Origin of the sequence: Bacillus cereus group sp. BfR-BA-01379 (assembly GCF_022663605.1) — a bacterium.
Taxonomy (GTDB): domain Bacteria; phylum Bacillota; class Bacilli; order Bacillales; family Bacillaceae_G; genus Bacillus_A; species Bacillus_A mobilis.
This window is the reverse complement of record NZ_JAKUFT010000036.1, coordinates 16,557-39,852: the sequence shown is the minus strand read 5'-3', so window position 1 is coordinate 39,852 and position 23,296 is coordinate 16,557. Positions and strand designations below refer to the sequence as shown.

Genomic DNA, 23,296 nt, shown 5'->3' with positions numbered 1-23,296 from the left:
TTGTTATAGGAAAGGGGAAATATAGGAAGAGGATATATAAGGAGGAAAAAGGCATGAAATCTACAGATCAGTTTCAGACATACGAAGTACCGTGGGAAGAATTTATTGAAGCATTGCGAGAGGAAATGAAGAAGCAAGTAGGGGCAGATATAATTGATACAGTAGTTTGCAATTTAGAAGATGGCTTTGAAGTGTATACATATGTGCAGGGGGATTTGGAGTTTGAATACAAGGAAGCACTTGAAAGAAAATACGGAAGCGATGCAAAAACGCCTAATGTGCTAACGATTATGTTATTAGCTAGTATTTATAGTACAAGTGAAGAGAATTTACGCTTGCATGCGGATAATAAAGAAAATCCGGTTGTTGAAGTGTATGTGAGGCAATAAAACACGCTGTGAAGGCGTGTTTTTTATTTGTCCCGCATTAACGGGCAGTAAGACCACCACCTCAAAATTTAGCGGGAGAAAAGGGTTGGGCTGCCCGTAAAAGCCCCACTGTTAAAGCTTCACTTTATATGGTAAAATGTTAGAAAATTAAGAAAGAAGATGGCGGTTTGAAAATTAAACATCTTAATTTAACAGTTTCAGATGTAGTAGCTGCTAGAGAGTTTTTAGAGAAATATTTTGGTTTAACTTGTAGCGGAACAAGGGGAAATGGCTTTGCAGTTTTGCGTGATAATGATGGGTTTATATTAACATTAATGAAAGGGAAAGAAGTACATTATCCACAAACATTTCATGTAGGGTTTCCTCAAGAAAGTGAAGAACAAGTAAATAAGATGAATCAAAGATTGAAGGAGGATGGCTTTTTGGTCGAACCTCCTAAGCATGCACATGCGTATACGTTTTATGTTGAAGCACCTGGTGGATTTACAATTGAAGTGATGTGTTAATTCAAAATCAAACTTTTTGATATATGTTTTGAATACGAAAAGTAGGAAAAGTCTGTTTTAAGTGTAGAGCTTAAACAGGCTTTTTTACTTATAGTATCGGATAGAAAACGCTAGAAGGAATACTATTCAGTTTATATAACTGTTTACATAATAAAGTTATGCCATGTTAGTTGTCCTAAAATACAAGTCATATATCTTGTTTCCTCTCATAAATTTAAACATAGGAATTTGTCTACAAAGGTGGCGAAGCCTCATCATGAAAATTCGAATTTGTGCCACATTCATGTTGTTTCTATTTATATGGTTACATCCGTTTTGGACTTTTGCAAAAGGAGAGGAGGCAAAGGAAAGGGTCGTTTCACTTGTATATGATGATTCGGGCAGCATGAGAAATAACGATCGCTGGAAATATGCCAATTACGCTTTGCAAAGTTTAGTTGCGCTATTAGATGAAAAAGATAAATTTTCGTATGTTCCAATGAGCAAGCCGAATGATCCATTAAACATTTCGTTAACGAAGGATAAGAGACAAACAGAAATTGAGGGAATTGGGGCATGGAAAACCTATTTAAATACTCCGTTTAGCGCAGTAGAAACGGCGATGCAATCTATAAAAAAGGAAGCAGATATAGATGGAAAACGTGAATTTTGGCTTATTGTCTTAACTGACGGGGCATTTAATGATTTAGAGAAAGATAAGGTTGGCGGAAAAGAACAAATCTTGCAGAAGTTAGCACAGTTTAAAAAGGATATGGATGCAAAAAAGATATCGTTACATCCAATTTTAATTACGATGGAAGAGGATTTAGGACAGCAAGAAAAGGCACAACTAAATACATTTAAAGAAATATGGAAGAAAGAGATAAACGGAGTTACGATGCCATCTAGTGGAGAGGATGGTATTGTAAAAAGCGTCAATCAAGTGGCAGCATTAGTTGCAAATCGTGATCCGTTCTCCTCTGTTGAATCGATTGTAAAAACGAAAGTAGTAGGGAAGAAAGTAGAGATTACAACACCATTTCCATTAAAGCGTATGACACTTGTACGACAATCGCCTTCTTTGTCTAATTATCAGGTCACACAAATTTCTAAACCGTTACAATTACAATCTTCCTATTCTATACATGCACCAGGAGAAGCGAAATTATTCGGAAATATAGTTCATATCAGTACGGAAAATCAGGAAGTTATTAAACCAGGAACTTATACGATAGAGGTGGATCGAGATATTGAGAAAGAAGGACTACAAGTACTAGTTGAACCGGCGCTTAACTATACTGTTTCTACTTATGACAAAGATGATCGTATTCAAAAAAATGTGGAAAAAATGTACGAAGGTGCTACTGCTGTTATTGAAGCAAAGCCTACGGAATTACCAATTCAGTCTTCATATTTTCAGGCAGAAGTAGAAATAGACGGAAAACAGTACCCGATGAATTGGGACGATAAAAAACATGTATTTCACTACGAAACGAAGATTGATAAAGGGTTAGTGCGCGGGAAAGTTCATATGAACATAAAGGGATTTTACAGACAAACGAAAGAATTTAAAATCGAAGTAACGGAAAAACCAAAATTATCACTGCAGGCAATAACGAAAGATTATGAAGAAAAAGTAACAAATTTAGAGAATAGTAAACCCTTTATTATACAACCACAGTTAGATGGTAAGCCGATGACAGAAGAGGCTGTAAAGAAACTAATAAAATCTACTGGTGTCACATCTAAACAATCAATCAACTATGAAATAAAACAACATGGTAATCAAATTTATATTTATCCTCGACCTCATTACTCCGACACATTCAATTTTACAGATACTGGCACCGTAGAAGCTACCATCGTAGTGCAAGATTCAAAATTACAAGAAGTAAAGAAAAGTATTTCACTTCATATTCAAAATGCACCGTTTTATGAAAAATATGCGCTTATCTTTAAGTTTGTTATTCCTATCACTTTATTACTGTTAATAGTAGGAATAATCATTTTAGGTTGGATTGTTCGCCCAAGATTTCACCGGAAAGCACTATTGTATTACGAATGGGATCAAGAAGTAGCGAAAGATTGGTTATATCAATCTGAGCCAGAATTACTTAAAAATAAATGGTGGAAGCACTATTTTGGTATTCCGTATAGAGCGGAAAGGAAGACAGTACAATCCGTTACGTTTATAGCAAAGAAAGGATCGAAATCGATATTTGTAGCGAAAGAGTCCCAAGTAGTAGGAATGATTATTGATGGGATGTTTATAACAGAGGATGAGGTTGGAATGGAGCATAAGACGCTATATCCAAATGAACTTTTAGTAATTGATAGAGGGTATGGTAAAGAAATCTACAAATATGAGTGTGAATAGTAGGTAGGGAAAAGGAGGGAGTCTTATCTTTTCCCCCTCATTTCAAACAAGCAAGAATAGGAAGGTGGTTCACATGACGTTACAAGTTCCAACGATATTAATTGGTTTAGGTGGAATCGGTAGTACTGTAACACATCAAATATATGAAAGGCTACCTGAGGAGCGCCGGAAAAAAGTAGCAATGCACGTATTTGATACAGATGTGAATACATTGAGTAAATTTGATCATATTCGAAAGTTTAAAACACAAACGAGTTCGAGTAAAACGCCAAGAGAATATATTGCGGGAGATCCAACGATTCCAGAGTGGTTTCCGATGGACCCGACAATACTTGATAAACCGCTGACAGAAGGGGCAGGACAGTTACGCGTCATTTCCCGTTTAGCGTTACGTGCTGCAATGAAAGAAGATAAATTGACGTCCTTTTGGCAAGAAATCGAGAAGATTTTTCCGGTTACAAGCGATCAAACCGAATATGGAGTGCGTGTCATTATCGTAACATCACTAGCGGGCGGAACGGGTTCAGGGATGTTTCTACAAATTGCTTTATATTTACGTGAAATGCTTCGGAAAAAACTGCAGCATCACAACATTTTAATACGTGGTGCGTTTCTAATGCCTGATGTTTTAGTTAAGACGAGAACGGTTAGTGCGAAAGAGTTTGAAACGGTGCAAGCAAACGGCTATGCCTCGTTAAAAGAATTACATGCGATTACACTCGGTTCTACAGGAGAGCTATCCAAACGCGGTGGCGTCACGATTGAATTAGAGTATCGTCCTGATCAAGTAGATGAGGATGGGAGAACGAATCATACGATTAAACAGCATCATTTACCATACAATTATTGTTTCTTATATGATTACGAAAACTTACATGGACACCATCTGCACAATTTATCAGATTATATGGAGCAAATGGCAAATACGATTTATTTACAGTTATTTAGTCCGATGTCTGCCAATCATTTTGCGCAGGAAGATAATCAAATTCAACAATTAGCAGAATCGAGCGGGAAAGGACGATATTGCGGGGCAGGAACGGCAAAGATTATTTATCCATATGAGCATGTGTTAAAATATTGTGCTTTAAAATGGGCTGTGCAAGGTTTAGATGAATCGTGGCTTCATTTAGATCAACTGTTTCAAGAGAAAAAACAAAGATACGATCAAGATGTAAAACGTGGTATGCAACGTGAAAAGCCAGAGCGTGGGAAAAGTTATTTAGAAGACTTAGAACATCTTGCTACTCGTCCGGAACAGGCTCATATTTTCTATAGACAAATGTACAATGAAACGCGTGAAGGAGCAGAAGGCGGTAAGGTTGGTGTTGCGAAATCTAAACTGTTTTTAGAGGCTGTAGAAAGCTATGTACAGCGTACGGTGCAAAAAGATGAGGAATTAAACCGTCTGCAGCATGAGTGTAAAATTTCAGCTGCGAAACTGAAAATGATGGAACAAATGAAAGGTGAAGTAGCAAGAGTGGATCATGCGGTTCGTTTATATGCGTATGCGATTCCAAGCCGCGTACATGAACATGTAACGACACTTTTATATGACATGATTGAATCAGACCGTTTTTCACCAAGTGGTTCTGAAGGCCAGTCGTATCAGCTAAATACATGGTTTTTAAAGAAAACAGATCCTGTTCACCCAGTATCAGCTCGTTTTATGTTGTATGAAATTCGAAAGCAGCTAGTCGAGAAAATGAATCGTTTACATGAAAATAATGAACAAAAGCGTAATTTAATTCAAAACTACGATAAGAAATTTAATGTAAGTAATATTGATGGGACGGTAACAGCTGTTCGCCGAGTAGAAATTGCGCAGCAACAAGGCTGGTTTGGAAAAATGATGAATAATCAGCAGCGTTTGTTTAAAAAAGAATTTGAAGATATTGTAACGCAGTATGTACACAAATTAAACGAGTATCGTAAAGAAATGCTATTAGAACTCGTTTATCAATCGCTATATCAAGCGGTTAATAAAATGATTCAATATTGGGAAAGGTTTTTTGATAATTTACATGAAACGCGTGAAAATTTATTGTTTGAAATTCAAAAACGAAGCAAGGAATTTGAAGGGAAAACAAACCCAACGAATGTATACGTATTAGCTGAAGAGAAGTTGCAAGAAAAAATATGGCAAGATATGCAGCAACATTTAAATTTAGGTGTATTACCGAAAGATATATCTGCGGAAATTTATATGAGTTTATACGGGGAATATTGCCGGGATGCGAAAACAGAAGAGATTCAATCGAAAAAGGTAGAAGACTTTTATCGTGAGCACATACTAAGTTATTGCTACGATGAATTACAAATACGTTATCGCGATAAATTAGAACTGAATATCGTTGAGGCGTTACGAAAAGAAGCGGATTATAAGAAGCGTGATCGTGATGAATACGTCCGTGAAAAAATTGAAGACTTGTTCCATTTAGCTAGTCCATTTGTGCCGAAAGTTTCCCATCATAGGGAATTACAATATTGGGGTATACATCCATCTTTAAAGAAAGAACTACAAGAGGAATTAATTCAAGAAATGTTTAAAGAAAAAGATACAGTACATGAAGCTTTTTCGCCATTTGAAGTCATTTGTTATCGTGCGCATTACGGTTTATCGTTGCAAGACTTCCCTAAGCTTTCGTCTGGGCACATTGCAAATGGATTTATGAATGATAAAGGTGATTATTTTCAGTCATACTATCGCCGTGTGAACAAGTTGAATAGTAAAAAATCTAGTTTAACGCCGCATTTAGATAAGTATTGGCACTTACCAGCATTCATGCCAGACTTAAATGCAACGCAAACGAAGTTGGATTACGATAAATGTAATCGAGCTCTTCTATACGCGTATATGTATCGCTGGATTAGTTTAGTTGCTGTTGATGGTCAGTTCGTGTATCAATATAACGGCGTTGGACGTAGCTTTTTAATTCAGTCGATGGGAAAAAATATTTCAAGTGAAAGTTACAAATTACACAGAGCATTGCTTCATAATCCGTTTATTTATGAAAACATCTTGTCCAGATTTGAAGAAGAACAAGAAAAAGCGATGATACAGGGCGGACATTTATATACACATCCGTTCGTATTAGGTGCTCAAGATATTAGATGGCTTCGTAAAGAGCATGTCCATAATATTTTAGATATGATTTTAATGTATGACCGTGAAGCAAAATATGACCCAACGCTAGAAGAAACTTCTGATGAATTATTAAGGCTATTTCTTGATGAAATTGAGTTGTATTTCCAAAACTATTACGGTACAGGTGCCGATATGGTTGCAAAGAAAGAGAAAGAAATGTTTATTAAACAATTGTGGGATCGTTCGTATGCGAAAGGTTATGTAGATCCAAATAGTGCTCCTTATAAAAAGTGGCAAAATTTATTAAGCGTTCATGATGAAGAAGAAACGCCAAAAACGAATGTTTAATGAATGAAAAGGGAATCCTTAAAAGTGGCAATACAACTTTAGAAAAGAGGGATTCCGATGCCGTTTTTAGGAAGTGTATATCAAATATTTGGATTGTATCCAGAAATTTATTATGGAATGATTTCAGCTGAACTTGCGGAGCAGCAAAGATTGGAACAAGCGGAAAACGAAGAACCAGAAACAGAAGCGTAACTGTATAAGAAGTTTCAAAATAAAAATGATAACACGCTACTTACTCTTTACACGTATAAGAGTAAGTAGCGTGTTTTTACTATTTAATGATCCCGTTTTCTAAAATTTTAATAGTAGGAGTTACTTTCACATTAGCTTTTGAAAAGGCACGTGGCCAATCATCTTCGACAGTTTTCCATTCTTTATATTGAAACGCTCTTGCATAATCACCAAATCCGAATGGATCAAGTTGCTGTTTTTGAATGTTGTGGATTAAATCGTTAAAATCTTTTTTTAGTTGTTTTGTAATAAGAGAAGTTAATTTCTTTCTATCTTTGTCTATATCCATGTTGAATGTAAGTTCAGATACGGAAACTTTAAAATTCATTGCAATATTAAATTTGAAGTGGTTATCGTTATAGCCTGTGTGAATGTCACGATTCATGCTAAGAACATTTATTGTTACGAAATCTTTGCCGTCTGTATCTTTTAAATCACTATTACTTTCAACTTGAGTAGAAGGGATCTTCATTGTAAGAGAAACTGGTGTATTGGCCTTCTTTTGTAATAGAAGAAGGAGGGCACTTTCATATCGATTTAAAGACATCTTATAAATTCCGCGAGAAGTTAATAGTGCGGAACCAGTAACGATAATATCTTTTTTTCCTTTTTTTATTTCTGAGATAGCAGGTGTTATACCTTTATTAAAAGTTTGCCTATGAAATTCATGGAATGTCGTAAACGCGGTTCGATTGTATAGTTTGTTCGTATTAATTAAATCTGTTAAATATTCAGGAAGTGCAGGCTTATCTTTAAAATTATTATATATAACAGAAGAAATTGGACCGTCAACTGCAACCATGCGCATATTTCCAGTATTTTTAGGGTCGCGATACCAAACATCAAGGTAAGGCATAGCGCCTTCTTGTTTTAAAAACTTCGTGCTAAATAAAATGAGCTGTAATTTTTCTGTAGATACTAAACCGCTACTTGAACTATTAAATGTTGCTTTTGCTTCTCGAGGGGTATGTACTTTTGCTTCATGAGTTTCGTATTTTTTCTCCACATCCTCATTAAAAATAGGGTTTACGTGGTACACAATTAATTTTCCTTTTGCTTTTGCGTCAAAACCGTAAATTAATGAAATCGATTGTTTTTCTAAGTCGAGCCGATCTCCACCACATCCTGTTAGAAATGTTATGAGAAAGCAAAGTATAGTGAAAATAAAGCGTCTCATTTAAAGTTTTCTCCTTTTCCAATGCTGATAAAGTGTCATGTATAAGAGAAATACGACTGGGAATAGAAAAACGATAAAATAACTTGCGGTTCCCCAAAATTCCCGCAATGCACTTATTTGATACGAGGATGGAATATAAAAGAATAAAATGAAAACACACCCTAATAATAAAAACCAAACAGGTAATGAACTCCCTTTCTTGTTAAGTAATTGATTAATTCCATCTGAAGCAGTGAAAATATAAGGAATGCAAGAATCAAAAATAATGAAGAGATAAAATGACAAAAAGATAATTTCAAATCGTTCCAGAAATGAAAAGTGAAATGGAGTAACAAGAGAAAGAGTGGGCCATAAAAACTTGGTTATACCATCCGGGCTAAAATAAACGAAAGAGACGAACGTGACTTGAAGATAAACAAATAGCGTAATTAAATTCGCAAGAACAATTCCTTTTTTTGCAGATGATTTATTACTGAGATAAGGATAAAGGACAAATGCAAACTCAAATCCGAGAAACGCAATAATAGTGGATTTTACTGTGTTGAAAACGGGTATCCACCCCTCTTTCAGGAGAGGCAGAAGATAAACCCAATGTCCGTCTTTAAGTGGGATAAATAATAGTAATGGCATCCAGAGTGTAAAGAAGACAGTAAACACAGCATAGCGGCTAATAATAAGAACACCTTTACATGCGAGCATAAGCATTGGAATAGATAATAACATCATAATTAAAAACATGGGAGATCTAGGTAAAATCCAAATGTGCATGATGTATAAGAGGGAAAATATTAAAGAAACAGCAGCAAGTACAGCGTATAAAATCCAAAGGAGCATCATCCCTTTTCCTAACCAGTTTCCGAGGTAACGTGTTAATGCATCAAGCAAAGTATAACCAGGGTGTTTGGACATAATTTGGACAATACAAAGGCTGACTAAAGTAGTTATAGCCCATCCAATAATAATTGACATCCAGCCATCGGTATTCGCTCCTTGTGCAACTTCACGTGGAAGTGTGAGTACACCAAATCCAACTTGAACACCACTAATTGTTAGAATGTATTGAAATAAAGTGATCTCCCTCTTTGCGCGATTTGTCACTTCTTTTCCTTCCTTTCCTTCATATCTCGTTGTCGGTTTTCTTGTTTCAAGTTAAGAGAGAGTGGTCGTTTTCTCATTATTTTCCATGGTAAACGTATGAGAATGTCTTTTAAATCCGAAGCAAATGATGGAGAAAAAGGACTACCATATGGTACACCAAGTGATTCCATAGAAAGAATATGGATGATGATAACTGCCATCCCGACCATAATGCCAATGACACCAAATAACGAAGCGATTACCATCATTGGGAATCGAAGAAGCCGAATTCCTGCCGACATTTCCATGTTAGGAATGATGAAAGAAGCGACTGCAGTAATAGATACGACGATAACCATAACGTTACTTACGATTCCTGCTTGAACCGCGGCTTGTCCAATGACAATCCCTCCTACGACGCCGATCGTTTGTCCAACGGGACCAGGAAGCCGAACCGCAGCTTCGCGGAGCATTTCAAGTACTAATTCCATCAAAAGTGCTTCTAATATAGGAGGAAAAGGAATTTTAGCTCGAGATTCTCCAATTGTTAACAATAATTTAAGTGGAATCACTTCATAATGAAAGGAAATCATAGCAATATAAAGAGCTGGTGCAAATATTGCAATAAATAATCCGGTGAAACGAAGTAATCGTATGAAAGATGGAATCATTGGCCTAAAGCTGTAATCATCTATCGTCTGAAAAAAAGCTGAAAAGGTCATAGGTCCAATTAATACGCCTGGTGAGCGATCTACAACAACAGCAATTCGTCCATCCAGAATATGATGGGCCGTTGTGTCAGGGCGTTCAGTGATAGATAATTGGGGAAAGAGAGTATAGGAATTATCTTCAACAAATCCTTCTAATTCTCCGGTAGTAAGAATGGCATCCACTTTAATGGATTCGATACGGCATGCCATTTCTTGTACGACATCTTCATTTGCAGTGTCTGCTAGGTATAGCAAAAAAACCTTTGAAGTAGCTCGTTCACCAACAGTGAATTCCTTCACTTTCAATTCGCGATTTGGAATATAGCGACGAATAAGTGCAAGACTGTCGCTCGCTACCTCATTAAATCCTTCGTGTGAGCTTTTTATGGAAGTTTCTGTAGTCGGTTCTTCAATACTCCTTTTTGGTGCCGATTGCGTATCTAGTTCTAAAGCTGTAAGTTGTCCATTAATGAATAAAATGCTTTTCCCATGTAAAAGGGACTGTTCAATGTCTGCCCACTGCTGAACTTTCTTTATATTCCCGATTGTAACGGAGGATTCCCAAAAATCGTCCTCATTCCACTCTTTAAATAGGAGTGGGCGAAGAATATCGATGTTAATAACAGTTTTATCGACAAGTCCTTCCATATATATAAGTGCAGCTTCTTTTCCGTTTTTTAACGGAAAAGTGCGTGTAATTAATTCTGGAATACCGCTAAACAGTTTGGATAAGTGCTTTAGATTAAGGGAAAGAGAAGAAGAAATAGATTTTTTTAATTGGTGATCAGCTTGCTCTTGTGCAGAAAAAGATTTTTCACCACGTATCCAGTTATTAAAAGACCCCATTTGTTCGCTTACTCCTTGTCATATATTATCCCACTTTAATGGGCAGTAAGACCCCCATCTCAAAATACAGCGAAAGCAAAGAATTTAGATGGGGGATCAACTGCCCATAAAAGTCCGATTGGTTCAACTAATAATCAGTGGGGGATGAAGAAAACCCCCACTGATTAAAGTTTCACTTTATATGGGTTATTATGGATAGTTCTATGCGGACATATGCGTAGTTTAAATTTTATATTGTATATTTTTATCTTTAACGCTATAATTATAGTGTTAAAGATGGAATCGTGATATGACCTGTTATGAATCTATCGTTTTATTTATGAATAAATGGATTGGTATTTTAGCAAGATGTGCTAATAAACTACTCCACCATGATAATAACGTGCCGAAATGTGGTGCGTATATTTTCGTGGTGGAGTTTTTTTATTCTCAAAAAGGGGGAAAGACCATGAATAACAACATGGTTCATATTACAATTGACGGAAAAAAGTATACAGCGGAGCCTGGTTCAACGATATTGGGTGTTATTAATGAGAACGGGATTGAACATCCGCAAATTTGTTACGTGCCAGAAGTAGATCCTATTCAAACATGTGACACTTGTATTGTAGAAGTTGACGGAAAGTTAATGCGCTCTTGTTCGACAGTGGCGACGGAAGGTATGAACATTGAACGTAATTCTACTCGTGCAAAAGAAGCACAAACAGAGGGGATGGATCGGTTACTAGAAAATCATTTATTATACTGTACTGTATGTGATAACAACAATGGGAACTGTAAACTGCATAATACAGCAGAATTAATGGAGATTGAACATCAAAAATATCCTTATGAACCGAAAGTAGATGTAAGTGAAGTTGATATGTCGCATCCGTTTTATCGCTACGATCCTAATCAATGTATTGCATGCGGTCAATGTGTTGAGGTATGTCAAAACTTACAAGTAAATGAAACATTATCAATAGATTGGGAAGCGGAACGCCCACGAGTTATTTGGGATGAAGGAGTAAATATTAATGATTCTTCATGCGTGAGCTGTGGTCAATGTGTAACCATTTGTCCTTGTAATGCTTTAATGGAGAAAACGATGCTTGGTGAAGCTGGATTTATGACGGGATTAAAACCAGATATTCTCGAACCGATGGTAGATTTAATTAAAGAAGTTGAACCAGGATATAGCGGCATTTTTGCGGTATCAGAAGTGGAAGCGGCCATGCGTGATACTCGTACGAAGAAAACGAAAACAGTTTGTACATTTTGTGGCGTAGGTTGTTCATTTGAAGTGTGGACGAAAGGGCGTAAAATCCTTAAAGTACAGCCTTCTTCTGATGCGCCAGTTAACGCAATTTCTACTTGTGTAAAAGGAAAATTCGGTTGGGATTTCGTGAATTCTAAAGAAAGAATTACAAAACCTTTAATTCGTAAAAATGGAATGTTTGTTGAATCTACATGGGAAGAAGCACTACATGTAGTTGCAAGTAAATTAGGATCTATTAAAGAAGAATACGGTAAAGATGCTATCGGTTTTATTTCTTCATCAAAAATTACGAATGAAGACAATTATGTGATTCAAAAACTAGCTCGACAAGTATTTGAAACGAATAATATTGATAACTGCTCACGTTATTGCCAATCGCCAGCGACAGACGGATTATTCCGTACAATTGGTATGGGCGGAGATGCTGGAACGATTAAAGATATCGCAAAATCCGGTCTTGTTATTATTGTAGGTTGTAATCCGACAGAAGGTCATCCTGTTTTAGCTACACGTATTAAACGAGCGCATAAATTACACGGACAAAAATTAATTGTAGCTGATCTTCGTAAAACAGAAATGGCAGAGCGTTCAGACGTATTTATTAGTCCAAAACAAGGAACAGATCAAGTATGGTTAATGGCTGTTACGAAATATATGATTGATCAAGGCTGGCACGATCAGCAATTTATTGATGAGAATGTAAATTTCTTTGAAGATTTCAAAGAGAGCCTTACAGAATATACACTTCAATATGCAGAAGAAATGACTGGTATTTCAAAAGAAACACTTATGCAAATGGCTGAAATGATTCGTGATGCAGATGGTACATGTATCCTTTGGGGCATGGGAGTAACGCAAAATACAGGTGGATCTGATACTTCCGCTGCGATTTCAAACTTACTTCTTGCAACAGGTAATTATCGTCGTCCAGGTGCTGGTGCATATCCACTTCGAGGTCATAATAACGTACAAGGTGCTTGTGATATGGGTACTTTACCAGGATGGCTTCCTGGATATCAGCACGTGACTAACGATATGGAACGTGCGAAATTTGAAATGGCTTACGGAGTAAAAATTAATAGTGAACCAGGTCTTAATAATATTGAAATGTTACATGCAATTGATGAAGGGAAAATGAAAGCTATGTATCTTGTTGGAGAGGATATGGCTCTTGTAGACTCTAATGCGAACCATGTACATGAAGTGTTATCAAGCCTTGATTTCTTCGTTGTGCAAGATGTTTTCTTATCTAAAACTGCTCAATATGCAGATGTTGTATTACCAGCAGCACCGTCTCTTGAGAAAGAAGGTACTTTCACAAATACAGAGCGCCGTGTACAAAGATTGTATCAAGTTCTTCCTACGCTTGGAGATGCGAAGCCAGACTGGTGGATTGTGCAGGAGATTGCGAATAAATTAGGTGCAAACTGGAATTATAGCCATCCAAGTGAAATTTTTGCTGAAATGGCAAGTTTATCACCACTATTCTCACAAGCAAATTATGAAGTGCTTAAAGGGTGGAATAGTTTCCATTGGGGAAGTTTTGATGGAACGAATACACCACTTCTGTTCCAAGATGGATTTAACTTCCCAGATAAAAGAGCTCGTTTTGCGATTGCTGATTGGGTACGTCCAGCTGAATTCCCAGCGGAGTTCGATCTTCACATTAATAACGGTCGTATGCTTGAGCATTTCCATGAAGGGAATATGACAAATAAATCAACAGGTATTCAAACGAAAGTACCTGGCGTGTTCATTGAAATTTCTCCAGCGCTTGCAAAAGAACGTGGAGTGAAAACAGGTTCATTAGTTCGTCTTGTTTCTCCTTTTGGAGCATTAAAATTACGCGCACTTGTAACAGATCGTGTAAAAGCGAATGAATTATATTTACCGATGAACTCTACAGATAATGAAACAGCAATTAATTTCTTAACAGGTCCTGCAGTTGATACGCGTACAAATACACCTGCTTATAAACAGACGAAAGTGCGTATGGAAGTGCTAGAAGTTGATGGCGAAAATCCGATGCCAAAAGCAAATCCACGCAATAAAAAACGTCACCCTCAAGCTGGTATTGAGGTAGATCGTAAGTGGGCACGTCCAGGGTATGTGCATTTAACGGATAAGTAGGAGGAGAAAAATATGGCTGCACCTATAAAAATGATTCAAAAACAAGAATTAACTGAGGAAGAAATAAAACAGCAAAAATTAGATGATTTAAAAGAGCTTCTAGCTAATAATGAAGAAGCTTTAAATCAAATGTTTAATATTGTCGGTGAATTAAATGACATCGGAATGCTAGAAGCCGCAAATTCTATGCTAAAAGCGAAAGAACCAATCGCAAAAATCGTTCTTGGCCAAGTGACTCGTGAGCCTGTTACAAATTTAATTAATAATATGATGGGTGCTGCAGGTGCTTTAACAGAACTTGATCCGGAACTTACGAAAAAGCTTATAGGTAGTTTATTAGTAGGGTTAGAAGAAGGTAATGAACATCTAGAGAGTAATAAAAAGGTAGGAGTATTTGATCTTATGAAAGTATTGAAAGACCCAGACATTAACCGTGCTATCGGGTTTGGGCTTCATTTCTTAAAAGGTATGGGTAAAGGGTTAAAAGACGAATAATCTTCATGAAGTGAATCTTTTCGCCCAAATGTTTGTACGAAATAGTTTGGGCGGAAGGATCATTTTGGTAAAATATATAATAAAGTAAAATGAGGATTTTTTGGAGGTATAATTGTATGTCAAAAAAAGTACATGAATTTAATGATATGATACGAAAACTTCGAAAGGAACTTTTCGGAAAAGGACCGGAACGAATTCATACTGTTTTTGCTGAAAATATGGCGATTGCGACACTTTACGGAAACTTAACACCTACTGAAAAATTCATTTCAAGTACGATGGACGGTGCGGAAATGGTTCATTTGGCTAGAACGAAAATGATTCAAGAAGTGTATGCTGCGAATTCCCGTGAACATTTGGAGGAACTTGTTGGAGCAAAATTAGTGAATTTATTTTCAGATATGAAAGTAGAAGAAGATATTGCAGTTTCGGTATTCGTTTTTGATAAAAATATAACGTGAGAGAAGGATACTGATCGTGAAACCGATACAGGTAGAAAGAGAAATCTTTCGTTATGAACAAGGGGCGTTTAAACATATAGAGGACAGCATTGTAACAGAGTTTCCAGTCACGATTAAAATGAATGGACAGGAGTTTGTTACAATGGTTAGTACTCCAGAATATATAGAAGATATGGTAATAGGCTTCTTAGCATCTGAAGGAATCATTCGGAAGTATGAAGATATTGATGACATATGGGTACAAGAGAAAGAAGGATTTGTACATGTCACAACAAAAAAAGTGAATCCGTATTACGAACAAATGCAAAATAAACGTTATATTACTTCATGCTGTGGTATGAGTAGACAAGGGTTTGTTTTTGCAAATGATGCACTAAGTGCAAAAAAAATGAATGGCGTCCATGTACAGGTTGCTGCAGAAGACTGTTTTCGATTAATGAAAGAAATGCAGCAATCTGCAGAGACATTTCGTCATACAGGTGGCGTTCATAATGCGTCTTTGTGTGATGTGAATGCTATTATTTTAAGCCGAATGGATATTGGTAGACATAATGCATTAGATAAAATTTACGGTTATTGCTTAAAAAATAATATTTCTATAAGTGATAAAATCATTGTTTTTAGTGGTCGTATTTCTTCGGAAATATTATTGAAAGTTGCAAAAATTGGTTGTGAAATTATACTCTCAAAATCAGCTCCAACTGAGTTGGCTTTGCAGCTAGCAGAAGAATTAGGTATTACTACGATAGGATTTATTCGGAATCAATCCTTAAATGTATATACACATCCAGAGCGTGTTTTAAATATAAAATAAGTAAAAGCGAGGCAATAAATATGAAATCTGTCACATTAGACAAACTACAACGTCCTTTAAAGGATTTACGTATTTCTGTTACTGATCGCTGTAATTTTCGCTGTCGTTATTGTATGCCAGAAGAAATATTTGGTCCTGATTATTCGTTTTTGTCTAATGATAAAATTTTATCTTTTGATGAGATTGAAAGGATAACACGTATTTTTGTTTCTTTAGGTGTAAGAAAGTTACGAATTACGGGCGGAGAACCGTTACTTCGAAGAGGTCTTCCGCAGCTTATTGAGCGCCTTAATAAAATAGATGGTGTGGAGGATATCGGTTTAACAACCAATGGATCGTTACTTAAAAAGTTTGCTCCTGATTTATATAAGGCGGGTTTATCACGTGTGACAGTTAGTTTAGATTCCCTAGAAGAAGATCGTTTTTTCTATTTGAATGGTAATAGAAGCAAAGTGCAAAGGGTTCTAGAAGGAATACAGGCTGCAGCTGAAGTTGGTATGAAAATAAAAATAAACATGGTCGTTCAAAAGGGAAAAAACGAACAGGACATTTTGCAGATGGCACAATACTTTAAGGAAAATAAGCATATTCTTCGTTTTATTGAGTATATGGACGTTGGGAATTATAACGGTTGGGAATTAAAAGAGGTCGTCTCGAAACAAGAAATAGTAAATGCGATTCATCAAGTTATGCCGTTAGAACGGATAGAAGCGAATTATGCAGGTGAAGTTGCGACTCGTTATCGTTATATTGGAAGTGATGAAGAGATAGGTATTATTTCATCCGTAACAGATTCCTTCTGTTCCTCATGTACGAGAGCACGTATTTCTGCAGAAGGAAAATTATATACTTGTTTGTTCGCTTCTAAAGGAAATGATTTGAGAGAATTACTTCGATCTGAATACACTGACGATGAAATAACATATATCGTGCGTGATATATGGAACAACCGAGAAGATTGTTATTCAGATGAACGATTAAGTCATACAAGTAACAAAAGAGCGCCTAAAATTGAAATGTCACATATTGGTGGTTGATATAAGAGTGACGCTTTGAGGAAGTATATAAAAAATGGAAAATGTGCAACGGTTGTAGGTTTTCTATTTTATAGTAAAAGTGATGATTGATATCTCTGTAAAAGATGTGCAGAGAAATTAAGCAGCATTCAAAAACCTTTATTTTGAGGAGGTTTTTTGAAGCTGCTTTTTTATTTGGAGAAAATGGAGGAATTAGTAATGGCATTTCATAAACCGGAACAAATTGCTGAGCTTGTAATTGAGGCCGGTGTTCAAAAAGTAAGTCAGACGTTGCCAGCAATGCTTATTCTCGGTTTTTTAGGAGGAGCGTTTATTTCGTTAGGTTTTTTGCTTAACATTCGCGTTTTAGGTAATTTACCAGAGCGTTGGGGTAGTTTAGTCAATGTTTTAGGAGGAGCGGTTTTCCCTGTTGGATTAATGCTCGTCGTATTAGCAGGAGGAGAATTAATTACCGGAAATATGATGTCACTTTCTATGGCACTTTATGCAAAGAAAATTACATTGGTAAGTGTACTAAATAATTGGGTTTGGATTACTTTCATGAATTTCGTGGGAGCTATTTTTGTTGCGTATTGTTTCGGTCATCTTGGCGGATTAACAGAAGGAGATTATTTAAATAAAACGGTAGCAATTGCAGAAGGAAAGTTACATGAAACGTTTGGGAGAACTTTAATTTTAGCAATTGGTTGTAATTGGCTCGTTTGTCTTGCGCTTTGGCTCGCTTATGGGACGAGTGATTTTGTCGGAAAAATAATCGGAATTTGGATTCCAATTATGGCATTTGTCGTGATTGGATTTCAGCAAGTGGTAGCAAATATGTTTGTCATCTCGGCAGTTATTTTTGCAGGTCATCTGACGTGGATGGATCTTGCTAGAAATTTTGTTCCTGTTTTTATCGGAAATGTAATTGGGGGAGCTGGATTTGTTGGATTTGCTTACTTTGCTTGTTATCAAAAACAACATTCTAATATGAAATAGAGTTTGTGAGAGGAAGGGTATGTAATGGCTGAGCGGTATTCACGACAACAGTTGTTCAAACCGATCGGGAGTAAAGGACAAGAAAAAATTCGAAATAAACATGTGTTAATTGTAGGAGCAGGCGCATTAGGAAGTGCAAGTGCTGAAAGTTTCGTACGTGCAGGCATTGGCAAGTTGACGATTATTGATCGTGACTACGTTGAATGGAGTAATTTACAAAGGCAACAATTGTACTCTGAAGAAGATGCGAGAGAGAAAATACCGAAAGCAATTGCTGCTAAAAATCGGTTAGAGCAAATTAATTCGGAAGTACACATAGATGCTTTCGTAATGGATGCAAGTGCAGAAAACATGGAAGACCTATTAAAAAATGTAGATGTAATCATTGATGCAACAGATAATTTTGATATTCGATTTGTAATAAGTGATTTATCACAAAAACATAAGATTCCGTGGGTATATGGTTCTTGCGTTGGCTCGTACGGTATGAGTTATACGGTTATTCCGCAAGAGACACCATGTTTACATTGTGTGCTGAAGAACGTTCCTGTTACAGGTGTCACATGTGATACCGCTGGAATTATTAGCCCGACTGTTCAAATTGTCGCAGCATATCAAGTGGCGGAAGCATTCAAAATTTTAGTAGGAGATTTTGCAGCAATTAGAAAAACGTTTTTCATGTTTGATATATGGAGTAATCAAAACCATTTTATAAAACTAGGGAAAATCAAAACAGACGATTGCCCTTCGTGCGGCTTAAATCGAACTTATCCTTATTTATCATACGAAAACCAAACGAAGGTAGCTGCTTTATGCGGAAGAAATACAGTGCAAATTAGGCCAGTAGAAAATAGAAAGTACGATTTTGATGATATAGAAAAAGTATTAAATAAACTAGGGAAAGTAGAGCGGAATCCGTATTTACTATCTTGCCACCTAGATGATTACCGCGTCGTTATTTTTCGGGATGGTCGTGTTTTCATTCATGGTACAAATGATATTTCGAAAGCGAAACAATTATATTATCGCGTATTCGGTTAATAGAAAGGGTTGTCAATAATGGAAAGAAGAGTGCCAATTACGGTTGAAGAAGCTGTTCGTAAAGTAATGGGGTTTGCTAATGAGGGATTAAAGGAGCTACTACCTATTGAATTAGCTTACGGGCGTATATTAGCAGAGGATTTAGTAGCTGACCATGACGTACCTTCATTCAATCGTTCACCGTATGACGGATTTGCTATTAGAGCAGAAGATACGAATGTAGCAAGTTATGAAACGCCAATTGTGTTTGAAGTAATTGGTGAAATTGGTGCGGGATCAATATTCCACGAGAAAGTAGGGCCGTTTCAAGCAGTTCGAATTATGACGGGAGCACAAATTCCGAATGGGTGTGATGCAGTTGTTATGTTAGAACTGACTCGTCAATATGAGGAAGCTGGCAACAATTATATGGAAGTGAAGCGATCATTCAAAACGGGTGACAATATTTCTTTTCAAGGTGAAGATGCTCGTAAAGGAACGGTTCTTACAAAAAAAGGATCATACATTCATCCAGGTATTTCGGCTCTTCTTGCTACGTTCGGATATAGTGAGGTACCAGTGGCAAGAAAGCCTGTAATTGGATTGTTAGCGACTGGTAGTGAATTACTAGATGTAAATGATTCACTACAGCCAGGGAAAATCCGAAATAGTAATACGTATATGATATTGTCTCAAATTCGAAGAGCGGGCGGAAGAGTAAAATATTTTGGGAAGTTTAGCGATGATTTTCATACATGTTTCACAGCTGTAAAAGAAGCGTTAACCCAAGTGGATATGCTCATTACAACAGGCGGTGTATCAGTAGGGGATTACGATTATTTACCAGCTATTTACGAAAAGTTAGGTGCATCGGTTCTTTTCAATAAAGTTGCAATGCGGCCAGGAAGTGTTACGACTGTAGCGCAATTAAATGGCAAGTTATTATTTGGTTTATCAGGAAATCCATCTGCTTGTTACGTAGGATTTGAATTGTTTGTAAGACCTTGTATTCGGACGTATATGTTTAGTGAAAAAGCACATATGAAGAGAGAAAAAGCGTTATTAGGAGAAGATTTTCTAAAACCAAATCCATTTACAAGATTTGTGCGAGCAAAACTGACATATAACGAAGGGCAACTAATTGCTTATCCGTCAGGGTTTGATAAATCTAGCTCAGTTTCTTCCCTAGCAGAGACAAATATATTTATTGTACTTCCAGGTGGTACGAGAGGGTATAAAAAAGATATGTTCGTAGATATTCTCTTACTGGAAGATAATGAAGGTAGTGAATGGCCTGGGACATTTTATAAAGTGAAACTTTAATCAGTGGGGGTCTTACTGCCCATTAAAGCGGGATAAAGTGAGAGGTGTTTCTAATGGGACAAGCACTATTTGAAATTGTAGATATACCGATTTCAGTTGAAGAAGTAACGAATAAAGTCGCAAGAAGAGAAGCAGGTGCAATTACAACATTTATTGGTACGGTGAGAGAACTAACAAAAGGAAAACGAACGCTACATTTAGAGTACGAAGCATATAAACCGATGGCAGTGAAACAACTTATGAGAATTGGTGAAGAAATAAATGAAAAGTGGCCAGACGCAAAAGTAGCAATTACGCACCGTGTAGGGCGGCTAGAAATCATGGATATTGCGGTAGTCATTGCAGTTTCATCACCGCATCGTAAAGTAGCGTATGAAGCGAATGAATACGCGATTGAACGTATAAAACGAATCGTCCCAATTTGGAAAAAAGAATTTTGGGAAGATGGAACGATGTGGATTGGAGATCAACTTGAAAATACGGCATATCCAGAAGGAAAACCGAAGAAGGAAGAATGAGAAGATGATTACAATTTTATTGTTCGCAAATTTGCGTGAGGAAGTCGGATCGGATCGATTCGTAATTTTAGAAAAACAAGAAATGACAGTTCAGCAATTAAAAGAATGGCTGAAAGCAAGTTATTGTTTACAATCGCTTAATAAAGTGATGGTGGCTGTTAATGAAGAGTTTGTAACGAATGAAGAGATGATAAAAGCTGGAGATATAGTCGCATTAATCCCGCCTGTTAGCGGGGGATAAAAAGCTTTTTCACCAAGAAAATGTTGTATATAAATTCGAGTACGAGAAGGGATGAGTGCTATGATTACGCAAGAACAAATAATGAACGCATTAAAACATGTAGAGGATCCGGAGTTACACAAAAGTATTGTAGAATTAAATATGGTTAGAAATATACAAATGAATGGAACAGAGGTTAAACTTGAAGTAGTGTTAACGATTCAAGGTTGTCCATTAAAGGCAAAAATTCAACAAGATGTGGAAGAGTCTCTTCAGGCAATTGGTGCATCTAAGGTAGATTTGACATTTGGTTCTATGACACAAGAAGAACGAGCCGCGCTAACAGAGAAGTTAAAGGAAAATACTAGAACAGAAACTGGTATGCCGAGTATGCTTCGTCTTGATTCAGGGGTACGGTTTATTACTGTAACGAGTGGTAAAGGTGGAGTTGGAAAATCAACAGTGACAATTAACCTTGCAACTGCTTTAGCTCGTATGGGCAAAAAAGTGGGGATATTAGACGCGGATATATATGGTTTTAGTATTCCAGCTATGATGGAAACGAATCAAAAACCGACGATGATTGATCAAACAGCAATTCCAGTCGTTAGTCACGGTGTTAAAATTATGTCGATGGGATTTTTTACGGAAGGAAATAACCCGGTTATGTGGCGCGGGCCGATGTTAAATAAATGGATTCAAAATTTCCTTGCGAATACGCACTGGGGAGAATTAGATTATTTACTTCTTGATTTACCACCTGGTACAGGAGATGTCGCTATTGATGTTGCAGCAATGATCCCGCAGGCGCAAGAGATTATCGTTACAACACCACACAATGTAGCTTCATTCGTAGCATCTAGAGTAGGTGTTATGGCAAAACATACGAAACACGAAATTTTAGGGATTGTAGAAAATATGGCTTATTATGAAGAACAAGATGGATCAAAAAACTATCTCTTCGGAAAAGGTGGCGGCGAAATGCTTGCAGAACAATTGCAAACAGAAGTGATCGCGCAAATACCTTTTGCAAAACGAGAAGAAAACAACGGTTCATCTGTATATGATGAAGACTCTCTTGTAGGAGAAGTGTTTACATTGTTAGCGGAGGATATTATTTATAAAGGATAGAGGGGGAAGTTTAGTATGGCTTGTAATATTGATCATTCTATGGAAGATGTAATGAATAAGCTTGAAAGTCAAAAAGGTTTTTTACCGGAAGTGATTTTTAAAGAGGTAAAGGGATTTTTGCAAGGGAATCATTCACAGGAAATATTAAATGATGTCTTTCATCTTCTAAAGAAGTATGACTTAGTTAGTGAAGAAGAACGAGAGATGAGAAATACTCAATTATTGCTGATTATAAAATAAATACGCTTTGGCTTTTGTTTTTTTGCAGAAGGGGTGAATGTAATGAATATGAAAAAGATGATTGAAATGGTAGAAGCAACTAAAGTGACCGACGAAGGATTATCGATTTCTACTTTACATCAAAAGCTTGTGAAGCTGTATAGTCAAAAAGATAGTATAGAGTATACGGAGTTATTAAAATATATTTTATCATTATCCGTGCATCTGAAGCTGAATCTCGTATTGAAATACTTTGGTGTGCGTCCGGTTGCTGCTGCAGATGAGCGTATGCAATTTCAAGAGATATTTAAATGTTTAGCTAACAAAGATGAAAATGGCGAATGGTTTCTAAATTTCGTTTCTTTATATATAGGACTAATTATAGTTCTTCATTTTGATGAAAAAGAGATTGAGAGAAGTTTTTTCGATGATATGGTAGTGGGTGAAGGGAATGAAATATAAGGTTCTGCTCATAACATCGCTCTATTTAATCGCTGTAACTGCGGTTTTAGTTGGTTATGTAAATATAAAGGTAACTAATTAGCTTGGTAAAAAGCGTTCTTCAGTTGTTTCTATCGTTTTTTCATGTTACCATTAAGCGAATTTTTCATAGGGAGAGAAAGCGATGAAATGGATTTATTTTATTATTATTAACGTTATAGCTTTTAGCCTTATGGGGCTTGATAAACGAAAAGCGAAGAAGAAACAGTGGAGAACGCCAGAAAGTACGTTGTTTTTATCAGCGGCAGCTGGAGGCGCAGTTGGTGCTTGGATCGGTATGTATATGTTTCATCATAAAACACATAAAAAGAAATTTGTTTTCGGTATACCGTTACTTGTCGTTATAACAATGTGTTTACTTTTTGCTGTATGAGAAATGTCGAAAGAATTGCAGATTGATTATTGGTAAAGTGAGCATGCGGGACCGTATAATGGAGAAAAATGAGAAGAGGAGAAAAGGGAA

At 36.6% G+C, this 23,296-nt stretch carries 22 protein-coding genes; 19 read left to right on the top strand and 3 right to left on the bottom strand.

Features of this window, described 5'->3' with window-relative positions:
- Positions 1 to 53: 53 nt before the first annotated feature.
- From MR113_RS15310 to MR113_RS15290, 5 genes are all read left to right on the top strand, one after another.
- Positions 54 to 389 (top strand): hypothetical protein, encoded by a 336-nt coding sequence (locus tag MR113_RS15310; protein WP_242255285.1) that lies wholly within the window; start codon positions 54 to 56, stop codon positions 387 to 389.
- Positions 390 to 556: 167 nt separating this feature from the next.
- A complete protein-coding gene (locus MR113_RS15305; protein ID WP_060631802.1) occupies positions 557 to 895 on the top strand; it encodes a VOC family protein in 339 nt (112 codons plus the stop codon).
- A 256-nt stretch (positions 896 to 1,151) separates the two neighbouring features.
- Positions 1,152 to 3,251 (top strand): vWA domain-containing protein, encoded by a 2,100-nt coding sequence (locus MR113_RS15300; RefSeq protein ID WP_242255283.1) that lies wholly within the window; start codon positions 1,152 to 1,154, stop codon positions 3,249 to 3,251.
- Between the two features lie 73 nt (positions 3,252 to 3,324).
- A complete protein-coding gene (locus MR113_RS15295; protein ID WP_064449868.1) occupies positions 3,325 to 6,687 on the top strand; it encodes a tubulin-like doman-containing protein in 3,363 nt (1,120 codons plus the stop codon).
- 57 nt (positions 6,688 to 6,744) lie between these two features.
- Positions 6,745 to 6,879: a hypothetical protein gene (locus MR113_RS15290; protein ID WP_001116178.1), complete on the top strand. Its 135-nt coding sequence runs from the start codon at positions 6,745 to 6,747 to the stop codon at positions 6,877 to 6,879.
- Positions 6,880 to 6,958: 79 nt separating this feature from the next.
- Here MR113_RS15290 and MR113_RS15285 read toward each other — a convergent pair whose 3' ends face one another.
- From MR113_RS15285 to MR113_RS15275, 3 genes are read right to left on the bottom strand one after another with little or no spacing between them, the layout of a single operon-like run.
- Positions 6,959 to 8,095: a Ger(x)C family spore germination protein gene (locus MR113_RS15285; protein ID WP_242255281.1), complete on the bottom strand. Its 1,137-nt coding sequence runs from the start codon at positions 8,093 to 8,095 to the stop codon at positions 6,959 to 6,961.
- Positions 8,096 to 9,193, bottom strand: coding sequence for an endospore germination permease (locus MR113_RS15280; RefSeq protein ID WP_242255277.1), 1,098 nt, complete (start codon positions 9,191 to 9,193; stop codon positions 8,096 to 8,098).
- Entirely contained in the window at positions 9,190 to 10,728 is a 1,539-nt protein-coding gene (locus tag MR113_RS15275; protein WP_242255275.1) for a spore germination protein, read from the bottom strand. Before MR113_RS15275 ends, MR113_RS15280 begins: the two co-directional genes overlap by 4 nt.
- A gap of 448 nt (positions 10,729 to 11,176) precedes the next feature.
- Between MR113_RS15275 and fdhF the strand changes: the two genes are divergently transcribed.
- The 14 genes from fdhF (at position 11,177) to MR113_RS15205 (ending at position 23,206) form a co-directional block, all read left to right on the top strand.
- Positions 11,177 to 14,116, top strand: a complete 2,940-nt coding sequence (fdhF, locus tag MR113_RS15270) for a formate dehydrogenase subunit alpha (RefSeq protein ID WP_242255273.1) — start codon at positions 11,177 to 11,179, stop codon at positions 14,114 to 14,116.
- A gap of 12 nt (positions 14,117 to 14,128) precedes the next feature.
- A complete protein-coding gene (locus MR113_RS15265) occupies positions 14,129 to 14,611 on the top strand; it encodes a helical membrane plugin domain-containing protein (protein ID WP_000729894.1) in 483 nt (160 codons plus the stop codon).
- A gap of 116 nt (positions 14,612 to 14,727) precedes the next feature.
- A complete protein-coding gene (locus MR113_RS15260) occupies positions 14,728 to 15,072 on the top strand; it encodes a Na-translocating system protein MpsC family protein (protein WP_000039580.1) in 345 nt (114 codons plus the stop codon).
- Positions 15,073 to 15,088: 16 nt separating this feature from the next.
- Positions 15,089 to 15,886 (top strand): formate dehydrogenase accessory sulfurtransferase FdhD, encoded by a 798-nt coding sequence (gene fdhD / locus MR113_RS15255; RefSeq protein ID WP_061678489.1) that lies wholly within the window; start codon positions 15,089 to 15,091, stop codon positions 15,884 to 15,886.
- A gap of 20 nt (positions 15,887 to 15,906) precedes the next feature.
- Positions 15,907 to 16,923 carry a GTP 3',8-cyclase MoaA gene (gene moaA / locus MR113_RS15250; RefSeq protein ID WP_242255271.1) on the top strand — a complete coding sequence of 339 codons (1,017 nt, stop codon included), beginning with the start codon at positions 15,907 to 15,909 and terminating at the stop codon, positions 16,921 to 16,923.
- A gap of 198 nt (positions 16,924 to 17,121) precedes the next feature.
- On the top strand, positions 17,122 to 17,901 hold the full coding sequence (locus MR113_RS15245) for a formate channel (protein ID WP_002107908.1): 780 nt from the start codon (positions 17,122 to 17,124) through the stop codon (positions 17,899 to 17,901).
- Positions 17,902 to 17,925: 24 nt separating this feature from the next.
- Entirely contained in the window at positions 17,926 to 18,942 is a 1,017-nt protein-coding gene (locus MR113_RS15240; protein WP_242255270.1) for a molybdopterin-synthase adenylyltransferase MoeB, read from the top strand.
- 18 nt (positions 18,943 to 18,960) lie between these two features.
- Positions 18,961 to 20,244, top strand: a complete 1,284-nt coding sequence (gene moeA, locus MR113_RS15235; protein WP_242255268.1) for a molybdopterin molybdotransferase MoeA — start codon at positions 18,961 to 18,963, stop codon at positions 20,242 to 20,244.
- Between the two features lie 53 nt (positions 20,245 to 20,297).
- Complete coding sequence (gene moaE, locus MR113_RS15230; protein ID WP_242255266.1) at positions 20,298 to 20,762, top strand: molybdopterin synthase catalytic subunit MoaE; 465 nt, start codon at positions 20,298 to 20,300, stop codon at positions 20,760 to 20,762.
- Positions 20,763 to 20,766: 4 nt separating this feature from the next.
- Positions 20,767 to 21,003 carry a molybdopterin converting factor subunit 1 gene (gene moaD / locus MR113_RS15225; RefSeq protein ID WP_242255263.1) on the top strand — a complete coding sequence of 79 codons (237 nt, stop codon included), beginning with the start codon at positions 20,767 to 20,769 and terminating at the stop codon, positions 21,001 to 21,003.
- A gap of 60 nt (positions 21,004 to 21,063) precedes the next feature.
- Positions 21,064 to 22,113: a P-loop NTPase gene (locus MR113_RS15220; RefSeq protein ID WP_242255261.1), complete on the top strand. Its 1,050-nt coding sequence runs from the start codon at positions 21,064 to 21,066 to the stop codon at positions 22,111 to 22,113.
- A gap of 15 nt (positions 22,114 to 22,128) precedes the next feature.
- Positions 22,129 to 22,353 (top strand): group-specific protein, encoded by a 225-nt coding sequence (locus tag MR113_RS15215; RefSeq protein ID WP_242255259.1) that lies wholly within the window; start codon positions 22,129 to 22,131, stop codon positions 22,351 to 22,353.
- Positions 22,354 to 22,395: 42 nt separating this feature from the next.
- Positions 22,396 to 22,794, top strand: a complete 399-nt coding sequence (locus tag MR113_RS15210; protein ID WP_242255257.1) for a nucleoside triphosphate pyrophosphohydrolase family protein — start codon at positions 22,396 to 22,398, stop codon at positions 22,792 to 22,794.
- A 163-nt stretch (positions 22,795 to 22,957) separates the two neighbouring features.
- Positions 22,958 to 23,206 carry a DUF1294 domain-containing protein gene (locus tag MR113_RS15205; protein WP_242255255.1) on the top strand — a complete coding sequence of 83 codons (249 nt, stop codon included), beginning with the start codon at positions 22,958 to 22,960 and terminating at the stop codon, positions 23,204 to 23,206.
- Positions 23,207 to 23,296: the final 90 nt, after the last annotated feature.